Raw genomic sequence first — 11,426 nt, forward strand, 5'->3', positions numbered from 1 at the left:
GCCGGGCAGCGCCTCGGGCAGGTACACGTGCCAGACGATGTGCCACTTGCGGCAGCCCATGGCCTGCGCGGCCTCGATCAGGCCCGGGTCCACCTCGCGCAGGCTCACCTCGGCGATGCGCGCGAAGAACGGCGTGGCACTGATGGCCAGCGGCACGATGGCCGCCCACACGCCGATGGTGGTGCCGGTGACCAGCCGCGTGAACGGAATCAGCGCCACCAGCAGCACGATGAAGGGCGTGGCCCGAAAGCCGTTGACCACGCTGCCCACACCGCGGTGGATGCGTGGCGAGGCGAGGAACCCGCCGGGCGCGGTCACGATCAGCAGCACCGCCAGCGGAATGCCCGCCACGAAGGCGATGGCGGCCGACGTGCCCACCATGGTCAGCGTGTCGAGAAACGCCTGGGTGTAGCGCTCAAAGGGAATGCTCAACGTCAGCGACATGGCCGATCACCTCGATGGAATGGGCAATGGCGCCAGGGCCTTGCACCAGATGGACGAAATCAGGCAGCGTCACCGTGCCGGGCAGCGACACGATGAGCCGGCCCTGCGCATGGCCGCGGATGCGGTCCACGCCGCCGTGCACCAGCCTGACGGGGCTGTGCAGGGCCTGGGCGATGCGCGCGAAGTCGGGCTCCAGCCCGCCCTCGCCGGTGTAGCCCAGGCGCAGGATGCGCTGGTAGCCGCCCTGCGCCGGTGGCTCGGCCTGCAGCCGCCCCTGCAGGTCGTCGGGCAGGCCGTGCTGCAGCGGCGCCAGCAGCGCGCGCGTGGCGTCGTGCTGTGGCGCGCCGAACACCTTCCACACCTCGCCCTGCTCGGCGATGCGGCCCTGCTCCAGCACCAGCACCTGGTCGGCGATCTCGCGGATCACGCTCATCTCGTGCGTGATGAGGATGACGGTGATCCCTAAGCGCCGGTTGATGTCGCGCAGCAGCTGCAGGATGGCATGCGTGGTCTCCGGGTCCAGCGCCGAGGTGGCCTCGTCGCACAGCAGGATCTCCGGCGCCGTGGCCAGCGCCCGGGCAATGCCCACGCGCTGCTTCTGCCCACCCGACAGGCGCGCGGGGTAGGTGCGGTGCTTGTCCGAGAGGCCCACCAGGGCCAGCAGCTCCTCGACCCGCTGGTGGATGGCGGCGGGCCGCCAGCCGGCCACGCGCAGCGGCAGGGCCACGTTGTCGTACACCGTCTTGGCGGCCAGCAGGTTGAAGTGCTGGAAGATCATGCCGATGCGCCGGCGCAAGGCTACCAGGCCGTCGTCGTCCAGCGTGGCGATGTCGGTGCCATCCACCCGCACGCGGCCCGAGGTGGGCGACTCCAGCCGGTTGATGGTGCGCAGCAGGCTCGACTTGCCCGCGCCGCTGCGCCCGATGATGCCGAAGATGCTGCCGGCCGGGATCTGGAGGCTGATGTCCTCCAGCGCCGCCACCGGCCCGGCGGACGACGCGTACACCTTGCCGAGCTGCTCGAAGACCACGGAGCCCGAAGGTGCGCCGGCCTCCGCCGATGGTGCGGGCGGCGGTGCCGCCCCGGCGCGGGGCTGCGGCGCCCCGGCAGGGGCCGTGGCGGGGGAGGGTGCAGTGCCGGCAGCGCTGCGCCAGACGGGTGATGGGGAGGCGGCGGTCAGGCTCATGGCGTCTTCCAGGGCAGCGTGTACAGCTTGGGGTCGTTGTTGAAGCGCGCGGACACCACCTCGCGCACCTTGGGCGAATGCTGGAACAGCTGCACGAAGCGGGCGATCTTCGGGTCCTGCGCCTTGTCCTTGCGCGCGACGAAGCCCATGGCGTAGAACGAATCGTCGATGCCGGAGTACAGCAGCGCGCGGCTGGCCTGTTCCTTCTTGCCGGCGTTGACGAAGTAGCTGGGCCACACCACGGCCAGGTCCACGTCCTGCAGCGAATGGATGAGCTGCGGGCCTTCGATCTCATAGAAGCGCAGCTTCTTCGGGTTCTCGACCACGTCGTTCACGCTGGCGCCCACGGCATTGCCCTGGCGCAGCTTGATGAGGCCGGCCTTCTGCAGCAGGAGCAGCCCGCGTCCCTGGTTCACCGGGTCGTTCGCCACCGACACCTTGGCGCCCTCGGGCACGTCCTGCAGCCGCTGGATGCGGTTGGAGTAGATGCCGATGTTCTGCAGCAGGCCCAGGCCCACCAGCTGCAGCTGGTAGCCGCGCTCCTTGATGGCGTTGTTCAGGAACGCCTGGTGCTGGAAGAAGTTCAGGTCGATGTCGCCGTTGTTCACCGCCTCGTTGGGCAGCGTCCAGTCGGTGAACTCGACCAGCTTCACCTCCAGGCCCTGGGCCTTGGCCTCGGCCACCACGGCCTCGACCGCGTCGGAGGTGACGCCGGGCGTGGAGCCGATGCGGATCACGTCGGCCGCGTGCGCTGTGAGGGCGGATGCGGCCAGCAGCCAGCCCAGGGCGGCGGCCTTGAAGTGGAAGAAGCGGGGCGCGCGCATCATTGCTGCGTCCAGGTCAGCACGTACAGGCGCTTGTCGCCCGCGAAGGCGCGGTCGATGGCGGCCTTCACCGCGTCGGAGTTCTGGAACACCTTCACGAACTTCTGGATCACCGGGTCCTGCGTGCGGTTGGCCTTGACCACGAACTGGATGGCGAAGCGCGCGTCTTCCACGCCCGAGTACGCGAGGCCGCTGGACGGATCGAACGCCTTCGACGCCACGATGAAGTGCGGGTAGCCCTGGGCGATGTCCACGTCGCCGGTGATGCGCACCAGCTGCGGGCCTTCCACCTCGACGAACTTCAGCTTCCTGGGGTTCTGCACGATGTCGTCCACCGTGCCGACGAAGCCCACGCCGGGCTTGAGCTGGATGAGCCCCGCCTTTTGCAGCAGCAGCAGGCCGCGGCCCTGGTTCACCGGGTCGTTGGCCAGGCCGACCTTGCCGCCCACCGGCACCTCGTTGATGGTCTTGTGCTTGAGCGAATACAGGCCGATGTTGGCCAGGAAGCTCGTGCCCGCGCTGGCCAGCTTGAAGCCGTTCTTCTGAATCGCGTTATCGAGGAACGGCTGGTGCTGGAAGAAGTTGATGTCCAGGTCGCCCGAGTCCACCGCCACGTTGGGCGTGGTCCAGTCGGTGAACTCGGTCACCGTGACGTCGATGCCCTGCGCCTTGGCGTCCTTGGCAGCGGCCGCGATGGCGTCGGCATACACGCCCGGCAGCACGCCGATGCGCAGCTTGTCGGCCGCATGGGCGGGCAGGGCGCCCAGCACGGAGAGGGCGAGGAGGGGGGCGAGAAAGAGGCGATGGAGTGGCATGTCAGGGGCCGCGAAAGGCGGTCGTTGGGGTGGGAGGAATCGAAGGTGAGAAAGGCGTCGGGGGCGTCGGGGGGCGAGTCCAGGAATGCGTCAATGCGCGGCCTTGGCGAGCCACGGCAGGCTGTAGAGCCGCTCATTGCCGGCGAAGGATTTGCCGATCTGCGCGCGCACGGCGGGCGAGTCTTGATAGACCTTCACGAAGCGCTGGATGCGCGGGTCCTGCGCGTTGTCCTGGCGCGCGACGAAGCGAATCGCATAGGCCAGATCGTCGATGCCCGAATACAGCAGCGCGCTGCCTGCCACCTGGGGCTTGCCGGCATTGACGTAGTGCGCCGGGTAGCCCTGCGCCAGGTCCAGATCGTCGAGGGCGCGCACCAGTTGCGGGCCTTCGATCTCGGCAAAGCGCAGCTTCTTCGGGTTGGCCACGATGTCGTTCACGCTGCCGCGCGCGCCCACGCCGGGTTTGAGCTGGATGAGGCCGGCCTTTTCCAGCAGCAGCAGGCCGCGGCCCTGGTTCACCGGGTCGTTGGCCACGCCCACGCGGGCGCCGTCCTTCAGGTCGGCAAAGCGCTGCACCTTGAGCGAATACAGGCCGATGTTGGGCAGCAGCCCGGTGGCCACGCTGACGAACGCATAGCCGCGCTCGCGGATGGCGTTGTCCAGAAAGGCCTGGTGCTGGAAGTAGTTCAGGTCGATGTCGCCCGCGGCCAGCGCGGTGTTGGGCGCGGTCCAGTCGGTGAACTCGATGACCTTCACGTCCAGCCCCTGCTGGCGCGCCTCCTGCGCGGCGACCTGCACGGAATCGGCCAGCGAACCGGGCGTGACGCCGATGCGCAGGGGCGCCGGCGCGGGCGTTTGCGCGGTTGCCGCCGCGGCAGCGAAGGCCGCGAGCAAGGAAAAAAGGCGTCGGACCAGGCGTTTCATGGCTGTGCTTCCAGGGCGGGATGGGGTTGGGGCGGCCGGTGGGTGGCAGCGCTGGGGGCCTGGCGCCGGAAGGCCTGGGCCGCATGCCGGGCCGGCAGCCGGTCGCCCTCGCCGAACAGGCGGCTGCGCAGCGTGCCTTCGGCGTAGGCGGTCTTGTAGACGCCGCGGCTTTGCAGCTCAGGGATCACGAGGTCGATGAAGTCTTCGTAGCTCTCCGGCACCACGGTGCGGCTCAGGTTGAAGCCGTCCACGCCGGTCTCGGCCACCCACGATTGCAGTTCGTCGGCCACCTGCTGCGCATCGCCCACGATGGCCGGGTAGCGGCCGCCCAGCGAGAAGAGTTCGAGCAGCTTGCGGCGCGTCCAGCCGTGCTGCTGGGCCGTGCGGGTGGCCGATTCGATGGCGTTGCCGGGCGAGTAGTCCACCGGCGCGTCCAGGTCGTACTGCGCGAAGTCGATGCCGGTGCTGGCCGCGAAATGCGCCAGGCCCGCCTCGCGGCTGGCGTAGCGCAGGTAGTCCGCGTGCTTCTCGCGTGCCTCGGCCTCGGTGCGGGCCACCACCACCGCCGCGCCCACGAAGACCTTCACGTCATCGGGCCGGCGGCCGGCCCGCACCAGTTGCTCGCGCAGGGCCTGCACGGTCTTGCGCGCAGCCTCTTTGTTGGGGGGCGAGATGAACACGCACTCGGCATGGCGCGCCGCGAACTGCTGGCCCCGGCCCGAGCTGCCGGCCTGGAACAGCACCGGCGTGCGCTGCGGCGAAGGCTCGCTGAGGTGGTAGCCCTCCACATCGAAATAGCGGCCGTGGTGCTGCACTGGGTGCACACGCGCCGGGTCGGCGAACACGCGCGCGGCCTTGTCGCGGCGCACCGCGCCGTCTTCCCAGCTGCCTTCCCAGAGCTTGTAGAGCACCTCCAGGTATTCGTCGGCGCGCTCGTAGCGCTCATCGTGCGGCAACTGCTGCGGCTGGCCCATGGCGCGCGCGGCACTGTCGAGGTAGCCGGTGACCACGTTCCAGCCGATGCGCCCGTTTGTCAAATGGTCCAGCGTGGAAAAGCGCCGCGCCAGCAGGTAGGGCGCCTCGTACGACAGGTTCACCGTCACGCCGAAGCCCAGGTGCTGCGTGGCGGCGGCCATGGCCGGCACCAGCAGCAGCGGGTCGTTCACCGGCAGCTGGATGGATTCGCGCAGCGGCACGTCCACGTTGCCCTGGTACACGTCGTAGGTGCCCACGATGTCGGCCAGGAACAGGCCGTCGAACAGGCCGCGCTCCAGCGTGCGGGCCAGATCGGTCCAGTAGGCCAGCGTGCGGTAGTCGGTGCTGCGGTCGCGCGGATGCGTCCACAGGCCGTGGTTGATGTGGCCCACGCAGTTCATGTTGAACGCGTTGAGCAGGATGTGGCGCTTGGGTTGTGTCACGGGTGGTCCTTGTGCCGGGCTCAGCGCTTCAGCCAGGTCAGGCGGTAGAGCTTGGAATCGTTCAGGTAGAAGGCGTGGATCGCCTTGCGCACGGCGTCGGAGTTTTGGTAGATGGTCAGGAACTGCGCGATGCGCGGGTCCGCCGCCTTGTCCTTGCGCGCCACGAACTGGATGGCCCAGGAGTCGTCCTCATAGCTGGTGTAGGCCAGCCCCCGCGTCGCATCGAACGCCTTCGACGGAATGATGAAATAAGGAAAACCCTGCGCCAGGTCCACGTCCTGCGTGGCGCGCACCAGTTGCGGGCCTTCGATCTCGATGAACTGCAGGTTCTTCGGGTTGGAGCGGATGTCGGCCTGCGTGCCCAGCAGCCCGGTGTCCGGGCGCAGCGTGATCAGCCCCGCGTGCTGCAGCAGGCGCAGGGCACGGCCGATGTTGACGGGGTCGCTGGCGATGGCGACCTTGGCGCCGTTGGGCACCTCGGCCAACGATCTATGCTTGGTGGAATACAGCCCCAGGTACGACAGGATGCCGGGCTGCACGCTGACGAAGTTGAAGCCCTTGCTGCGCACGGCGTTCGCCAGGTAGTTGCTGTTCTGGTAGTAGTTCAGGTCGATGTCGCCCGACTCCAGCGCCACGTTGGGGGTCGTCCAGTCGGTGAACTCCACCACCTGAATGTCCAGTCCCTGGGCCTTGGCCTCCTTGGCCGCCACCTCGACCGAGTCCGCGAAGATGCCCGGCACCACGCCGATCTTGAGCGGTGCGGCCAAGGCGCTGCCGGCGAACAGGGCCGCGCCGATGAACGTGGAGAACGTGAAAAGAGCGTGCAGAAAACGGCGTGGCTTCATGGTCGTCGCTGGGTCTTTGAAAAGGAAAAAATCAGATCGCGCCGTGGCGCGGCGGAATGCGGCCGTTGAGGTGGAAATTGCCGATGGCGTGGTACTTCCAGCGCACCGGGTCGTGCAGCGTGTGGGTGCGCGCGTTGCGCCAGAAGCGGTCCAGGCCCTTCTGGCCCGTGGTGGCCGAGGTGCCGCCCAACTCGAAAAGGCGCGTGCCGGCATCCAGCGACGCCGTGGTGGTGAGCGCCCGCGCCTCGGCCACGGCGATGGAGGCCTCGGCCACGCTCTGCTCGGTCGGGTCGGCCTGGGCCGCATCCACGAAGCGGCTGGCGCGGCGAACCAGGGCCTCGGCCGCGCGCAGCCGCACGGCGGTCTCGCCCACTTGCTGGATGAGCAGCGGGTCGTCGGCGGCGCGCTCCACGCGCGCATCGATCCAGGGCCGGGCATGCTCGCGCACGAAGGGCAGCGTGGCCGCGAGCGCGCCCCGGGCCAGCCCCAGGTCGATGGCCGCGTGGAGAATCTGCGCCAGCGGGCCGATGGGGGTGGGCCGCTCGAAAGATGCGAGGAACGGCACGACCCATTCGGCCTCGACCCGCACGTCGTCGAACTGCACCGAGCCGCTGCCCGTCACGCGCTGGCCGAAGCCGTCCCAGTCGTCGTGGTGCGTCACGCCGGGCTGGCGCGCGCGCACGGCGGCGATCACGTCCAGGCCGTCGCCGTCGCCCGGGCCGTCACGGCGGGCATACAGGTCGATCCAGTCCGCGAAGATGCTGCCGGTGCTGTAGAACTTGCGGCCGTTGACCACCCAGCGTCCGTCCGCCTGGGGCGTCACGCGCGTGATCACGTCGCCGATGGCCACGTTGCCCACTTCGGTCCACGCGTTGCCGGCCAGATCGCCGTCTGCGAAGCGCTGCAGCCACACGATGTTGGCCGCGTCGCGCGGGGCGTTGAGGCGGTCTTCGACGAAGGCGAAGTGCCCGCGCAGCGCCTGCACGATGTTGGAGTCGGCCTCGGCCAGCTCCACCAGCAACTGGAAGAGCTGCGGCAGCGTGGCGCCGTCGCCGCCGTGCTCCACGGGCACGCGCAGGGCGCCGAAGCGTGCTTCCTTGAGCCACTGGATGGCATCGTGGCCCAGCTGGCGCTGCTGCTCGCGCTGCAGGGCCGTGGCCTGGATGCGCGCGAAGATGGGGCGGTACTTTGCGGCAATGGCTTCGTAGTCGGGGCCGAGGATGGAAGGGGTGCGGTAGAGGTCGGTCATGGCGTCGCTCCGGGTGGGATGAAGAAGGGGGCGGGTCAGTCGTCGATGCTCTGGCGCACCTTCACGTTCTTTTCCTTGGCATAGGCCAGGGACGACTTTTCGATGATCGGGCGCAGCAGCTTCCAGTCCGGCGCGATCCAGTCGGAGACGACCTTCCACTGCGTGCCGTCCCACTGCTGGAAAGCCACGCGGCCGTCGCCTTCGTGGTTGTCCCAGGTCACGTGGATGGAATGGAACAGGCCCTTGGCGCCCAGGGCGGCGGCGCGGGCTTCGTCGATCTTCAGGTTCTCCAGGCCCCAGCGCACTTCGTCGCCGGTCAAGGTGCGCTTGCCGAACTTCGCCTGCGCGATACGGATCGCCTCGACGTTCAGGATGCCGTTGAGCACGCCCAGGTTGTGGTACACGCTGCCGATGCGCTTCTTGTCCTGCAGGTTGCCCTTGCCGGCGTCGTACACCGTCTTCACGATGTCCTGCAGCACGGGGTATTGCGTGCCGGGCGCCACCGAGGTGATGGCGACATAGCCCTTGGCGGCGTCGCCCGCGGGGATCACGTCTTCCTCGGAGTTGGACCAGATGTTGCCCACGATGCGGTCGGCCGGAAAGCCGGTTTTCTGCGCGGTCTTGAGCGCCACCGGGTTCATCACGCCCCAGCCGCGCAGCACCACGAAGTCGGGCTTGGCGCGGCGGATGGTCAGCCACTGCGACTGCTGTTCGTTGCCGGGGTGCGGCACCTCGATCTGCTGCACCGTGAAGCCGTACTGCTTGGCCAGCAGCTCGTAGATCGGAATGGTCTCCTTGCCGTAGGGCGAGCCGTGGTACAGCACCACGATCTTCTTGCCCTTGAGCTTCTCCGTGCCGCCGGCCTTCGTGCCCAGGTAGTTCACGATGCCCGAGGTCTCGCTGTACGGATTGACCAGCAGCGGAAAGATGTACTTGAACACGCGCCCGTCGGTGGTGTCGGTGCGGCCGTGGTTGATGGTGAGCAGCGGCACCTTGTCGGCCGTCACCCGGTCGATCAGCGCGTAGGCGATGCCCACCGACAGCGGGTTCCACGCGGCGATGCCGGGGCGGGTCTTGAGGCGCTCGTACACCTCCACGCCGCGCTCCACCTCGTACTGCGTCTCGCCTTCTTCCCACGTCAGCTTGACGCCGCCCACGCCGCCGTCGCGCGTGTTGACGAGGTTCAGGTAGTCGATGAAGCCGCCGAAAAATCCCGTGCCACCGGCAGCGTAAGGGCCGACGCGGTAGCTCTGCAGCGGAAAGAACTGTTCCTGCGGTTTGGCGGCCTGGGCCTGCGCGGCCTGCAGCCCGGTGAGCGCCAGTGCGGCGGCCAGCAAGGCGGTTTTCAGAGGACGGACGAGGGACATGCGATGCGCTCCTGTGGAGAGAGAGGAAGAAAGGAATGGGGGGAGGGAAAGCAACCGGTCAGGCGCCCTGCGGGGGCGGCGGCCGCGTGCGCTGCAGCCGGGCGACGGCCCGTTCCCACAACGCCGCCAACCCGCGCGGCTCGGCGATGAGAAAGCCCACGATGAGCGCGCCCAGGGCGATGCGCTGGCACAGCTCCAGCACGCCCGAGTCGAACCACTGGCCCAGCAGCAGGCTGCCCAGGCGCGAGAGCAGCAGCGGGAACACGACGATGAGGGCAGCGCCCAGAAAGGCGCCGCGCAGCGTGGCCAGGCCGCCGATGATGATGATGAAAAGAATCTGAAACGAGCGGTCGAGGTTGAAGCCCGCCGGCTCCACCGTGCGCAGGTAGACGAAGCCCCACAGCACGCCCGCCACGCCGATCACGAACGATGACAGCGCAAAGGCCAGCAGCTTGGCGCGCAGCACCGGCACGCCGATCACGCGGGCGGCCAGCTCGTTGTCGCGCACGGCGATGAAGTGGTGGCCGGTGGGCGTGCGGGTCACGCGCCAGACCAGCGCGGTCAGCACGGCCACCACGGTCAGCGCGAACAGGTAGCGGCCCGTGGGCGTGTCGAAGGCCACGCCCGCCACGGCGATGGGCGGTGCGTCGATCACGCCCGAGGGGTTGTGGTTGCTGAACCAGCCGAACTTCGTCAGCGCCCATTGCACGAAGAATTGCGCCGCCAGCGTCGATACGGCCAGGTAGAAGCCGCGCAGCCGCAGGCTGGGCAGGCCGAACACCACGCCCACCAGCGTGGCGGCCACGCCGCCGAGCGCCATGGCCGCCAGCAGCGGCAGGCCCTCGACGCGCAACTGGAAGTTGTAGGCCGCATAGGCGCCCACGGCCATGAAGGCGGCCGAGCCCAGCGAGAGCTGGCCCGCGTAGCCCGTGAGCAGGTTCAGCCCCACGGCGGCCAGCGACAGGGCGAGGAAGGGGATCAGCAGCGCGTCGAACACGTAGTCGGTGGCCACCAGCGGCACCACGCCGTAGGCCAGTGCCAGCGCGATGGCGGGCGTGGCCCACAGGGGCCAGGGGGTGCGACGGGTGCCGGGTTGAAGGGTGGGGGTTGCCATGGCGTCAGGCCCTTTCCACCGGCCGCTGCCCGAACAGGCCACCGGGCCGCACCAGCAGGAACAGCAGCGCGGCGGCGTAGGCGAACCAGCTTTCGATGCCGCCGCCCACGTAGGCGCCCAGGTACACCTCGGCCAGCTTTTCCAGCGCGCCGATGATGAGCCCGCCCACGATGGCGCCCAGGATGGAATCGAAGCCGCCCAGCACCAGCACCGGCAGGGCCTTGAGCACCACCAGCGACAGCGAGAACTGCACGCCCAGCCGCGCGCCCCACAGCAGCCCGGCCACCAGCGCGATCACGCCGGCGGCGGACCACACGGTGGCCCAGATCACCGGCAGGCGCAGGCCCACAGCCAGGGCGGCGAAGGTGTCGTCGGCCACCGCGCGAAAGGCCAGGCCCACGCGGGTGTAGCGAAAGAACGCAGACAGCACCGCCACCATGACCGCCGCCACGCCGGCCGCGAACAGGTCGAACGTGGAGACCAGCACGCCCGCGATCTCGATGGGCGCATCGGAAACGCCCAGCTCCAGCGAATGCACCTGCGTGCCCCACACCAGCTGGGCCACGCCCTCGATCACGTACGACAGCCCCAGCGTGGCCATGAACAGCGTGATGGGCGGCTGGTTGACCAGCGGGCGCAGCACCACGCGTTCGATGGCCAGGCCCAGCGCCACCATCAGCGCGAAGGTGATCGCCAATGCGAGGGCGAACGGCAGGCCGCGCTCCACCAGGCTCACGAAGGTCAGCGCCGCGAACAGCAGTTGCGCGCCCTGCGCGAAGTTGAGCACGCCCGAGGTCTTGTAGATCAGCACGAAGCCGATGGCCACCAGCGAATACATCACGCCGGACAGCAGCCCGCCGATCAGCACCTCGGCGAGGAAGGCGAAGTCGAAGCCTTCCATCACGGCGCCTCTGTTTCGGGTGGGGAGGTTTCCTGGTCGTGCGCCACGCCCAGGTAGGCATCGATCACGGCCGGGTCCTCGCGCACCTCGGCGGGCGTGCCGTCGGCGATCTTGCGGCCGTAGTCCAGCACCGCCACCCGGTCCGACAGGCCCAGCACGATGCCGATGTCGTGCTCGATCAGCACCACCGCCGCGCCGTGCCGGTCGCGCGCGGCGCGGATCAGCGCGGCCATCTCGCTCTTCTCGCCCGCGGTGGTGCCGGCCAGGGGTTCGTCCAGCAGCAACAGGCGCGGGCGTGCCACCAGCGCGCGCGCCAGCTCCACGCGCTTTTGCAGGCCG

At 69.0% G+C, this 11,426-nt stretch carries 12 protein-coding genes; all 12 read right to left on the minus strand.

The window, feature by feature from the left end:
• Nucleotides 1-444 (minus strand): methionine ABC transporter permease (locus tag AC27KI_RS13195; RefSeq protein ID WP_487114184.1); only part of this gene is annotated, 444 nt, incomplete at its 3' end.
• Nucleotides 416-1,630, minus strand: coding sequence for a methionine ABC transporter ATP-binding protein (locus AC27KI_RS13200; RefSeq protein ID WP_487114186.1), 1,215 nt, complete (start codon nt 1,628-1,630; stop codon nt 416-418). The genes AC27KI_RS13195 and AC27KI_RS13200, both read right to left, overlap by 29 nt.
• On the minus strand, nt 1,627-2,457 hold the full coding sequence (locus tag AC27KI_RS13205) for a MetQ/NlpA family ABC transporter substrate-binding protein (RefSeq protein WP_487114188.1): 831 nt from the start codon (nt 2,455-2,457) through the stop codon (nt 1,627-1,629). The genes AC27KI_RS13200 and AC27KI_RS13205 overlap by 4 nt, the downstream gene beginning before the upstream one ends.
• Nucleotides 2,454-3,269, minus strand: coding sequence for a MetQ/NlpA family ABC transporter substrate-binding protein (locus AC27KI_RS13210; protein ID WP_284424476.1), 816 nt, complete (start codon nt 3,267-3,269; stop codon nt 2,454-2,456). Before AC27KI_RS13210 ends, AC27KI_RS13205 begins: the two co-directional genes overlap by 4 nt.
• A gap of 90 nt (nt 3,270-3,359) precedes the next feature.
• On the minus strand, nt 3,360-4,193 hold the full coding sequence (locus AC27KI_RS13215; protein WP_487114190.1) for a MetQ/NlpA family ABC transporter substrate-binding protein: 834 nt from the start codon (nt 4,191-4,193) through the stop codon (nt 3,360-3,362).
• Nucleotides 4,190-5,611 carry an LLM class flavin-dependent oxidoreductase gene (locus AC27KI_RS13220; protein ID WP_487114192.1) on the minus strand — a complete coding sequence of 474 codons (1,422 nt, stop codon included), beginning with the start codon at nt 5,609-5,611 and terminating at the stop codon, nt 4,190-4,192. The genes AC27KI_RS13215 and AC27KI_RS13220 overlap by 4 nt, the downstream gene beginning before the upstream one ends.
• A gap of 20 nt (nt 5,612-5,631) precedes the next feature.
• Nucleotides 5,632-6,456, minus strand: a complete 825-nt coding sequence (locus AC27KI_RS13225) for a MetQ/NlpA family ABC transporter substrate-binding protein (protein WP_487114194.1) — start codon at nt 6,454-6,456, stop codon at nt 5,632-5,634.
• Between the two features lie 31 nt (nt 6,457-6,487).
• A complete protein-coding gene (locus AC27KI_RS13230) occupies nt 6,488-7,705 on the minus strand; it encodes an SfnB family sulfur acquisition oxidoreductase (protein WP_487114196.1) in 1,218 nt (405 codons plus the stop codon).
• Nucleotides 7,706-7,740: 35 nt separating this feature from the next.
• Nucleotides 7,741-9,072 carry an ABC transporter substrate-binding protein gene (locus AC27KI_RS13235; RefSeq protein ID WP_487114198.1) on the minus strand — a complete coding sequence of 444 codons (1,332 nt, stop codon included), beginning with the start codon at nt 9,070-9,072 and terminating at the stop codon, nt 7,741-7,743.
• A 58-nt stretch (nt 9,073-9,130) separates the two neighbouring features.
• Nucleotides 9,131-10,186 carry a branched-chain amino acid ABC transporter permease gene (locus AC27KI_RS13240; protein ID WP_487114200.1) on the minus strand — a complete coding sequence of 352 codons (1,056 nt, stop codon included), beginning with the start codon at nt 10,184-10,186 and terminating at the stop codon, nt 9,131-9,133.
• A gap of 4 nt (nt 10,187-10,190) precedes the next feature.
• Entirely contained in the window at nt 10,191-11,087 is an 897-nt protein-coding gene (locus tag AC27KI_RS13245) for a branched-chain amino acid ABC transporter permease (protein WP_284424463.1), read from the minus strand.
• On the minus strand, nt 11,087-11,426 hold a 340-nt coding region (locus tag AC27KI_RS13250), incomplete at its 5' end, for an ABC transporter ATP-binding protein C-terminal domain-containing protein (protein ID WP_487114202.1). The genes AC27KI_RS13250 and AC27KI_RS13245, both read right to left, overlap by 1 nt.

The sequence above is a fragment of the Acidovorax sp. KPB24-03 genome (assembly GCF_057546605.1).

What these genes read in the sequence shown, in the direction of transcription:
- AC27KI_RS13205 (WP_487114188.1), bottom strand. Translation starts at nt 2,457, where the DNA reads ATGATGCGCGCGCCCCGCTTCTTCCACTTCAAGGCCGCCGCCCTGGGC.
- AC27KI_RS13235 (WP_487114198.1), bottom strand. Translation starts at nt 9,072, where the DNA reads ATGTCCCTCGTCCGTCCTCTGAAAACCGCCTTGCTGGCCGCCGCACTG.
- AC27KI_RS13200 (WP_487114186.1), bottom strand. Translation starts at nt 1,630, where the DNA reads ATGAGCCTGACCGCCGCCTCCCCATCACCCGTCTGGCGCAGCGCTGCC.
- AC27KI_RS13245 (WP_284424463.1), bottom strand. Translation starts at nt 11,087, where the DNA reads ATGGAAGGCTTCGACTTCGCCTTCCTCGCCGAGGTGCTGATCGGCGGG.
- AC27KI_RS13210 (WP_284424476.1), bottom strand. Translation starts at nt 3,269, where the DNA reads ATGCCACTCCATCGCCTCTTTCTCGCCCCCCTCCTCGCCCTCTCCGTG.
- AC27KI_RS13240 (WP_487114200.1), bottom strand. Translation starts at nt 10,186, where the DNA reads ATGGCAACCCCCACCCTTCAACCCGGCACCCGTCGCACCCCCTGGCCC.
- AC27KI_RS13230 (WP_487114196.1), bottom strand. Translation starts at nt 7,705, where the DNA reads ATGACCGACCTCTACCGCACCCCTTCCATCCTCGGCCCCGACTACGAA.
- AC27KI_RS13225 (WP_487114194.1), bottom strand. Translation starts at nt 6,456, where the DNA reads ATGAAGCCACGCCGTTTTCTGCACGCTCTTTTCACGTTCTCCACGTTC.
- AC27KI_RS13215 (WP_487114190.1), bottom strand. Translation starts at nt 4,193, where the DNA reads ATGAAACGCCTGGTCCGACGCCTTTTTTCCTTGCTCGCGGCCTTCGCT.